The sequence below is a fragment of the Luteibacter yeojuensis genome, from assembly GCF_000964085.1.
GTDB lineage: Bacteria > Pseudomonadota > Gammaproteobacteria > Xanthomonadales > Rhodanobacteraceae > Luteibacter > Luteibacter yeojuensis_A.
In genome coordinates this window covers 1-880 of sequence record NZ_JZRB01000111.1, presented here as the reverse complement: position 1 = coordinate 880, position 880 = coordinate 1, and the positions used below count along the sequence as shown (strand labels likewise).

Genomic DNA, 880 nt, shown 5'->3' with positions numbered 1-880 from the left:
CCGCCGTGAACGACGCGGCGGGTAACCGTTTTCAGCGGGCCACGAAGGTCAGATGCCCGGCGAGGCGGTGTAGCTGGCCCAGTTCTGGTCGACGCTGGCGCCGGTGATATCCACCCAGGTCTGGTCGCTGTAGGTGCGCCCGCGCAGGGCGGCATCGAAGCGCTGCACGGCGCCTGGGTGGTGCTCTTCGATCCACACGAGGAAGCGCGCCGTGACGCGGTAGCTGTCGGTGTAATTCTGGCCCGACTGGTAATCCGGCAGCGACCAGCCGGCGGCGGCATTGTTCACGCCATAGCGGTAGCGCGCGTAATCGGCGATGCCCTCGACCAGCCAGCCCGGGATGTTCTGCTGGCCGTAGTCCTGCACGATGTGCATCGATTCATGCGTCACCGTGTCGGTATCGGTCGGGTTCGATTTCAGGTAGTTCGCGCTGTACGTCTCGGTGGCATTGGCCGTGGCCGCCACGCCGTCGTAGCCGGGATCGAGGACGATGCTGACCGTCTTCGTGGCATCCGGGTTGAAGTCGCGCGATTCCGCCGGGTAGATGGCGAAGAAGGTGTTCACCATGGTGTCGACGGTGGTCTGCGACACGCCCGAATTCTTGTCGGTGACGTTGAGCGTGTAGCCGTTGGACTGGTACGTGACCGTCGTATCGGCGAAGGCCGGGCCCGCGACGGCGAGCGAGAGGGCGATGAGCGCGGTGGCGCCAAAGCGCTTGGGCTGCTGCATGTGCGTTGCTCCTGCTTGGGTTGGGGTCCTTCGATCGTGGACCCCATGCCCGCAGGATTTTGCAACCTACGTCACGTTTGAGTAGCCGTCTAAACGTCTAATTCCTAGGCCAGCGTTCATCCAAAGATCATGTAGGAGCGCGCTTGCGCGC

At 63.9% G+C, this 880-nt stretch carries 1 protein-coding gene; it reads right to left on the bottom strand.

The window, feature by feature from the left end:
* Positions 1-48: 48 nt before the first annotated feature.
* Positions 49-729, bottom strand: a complete 681-nt coding sequence (locus VI08_RS20435) for a basic secretory protein-like protein (RefSeq protein WP_045831489.1) — start codon at positions 727-729, stop codon at positions 49-51.
* Positions 730-880: the final 151 nt, after the last annotated feature.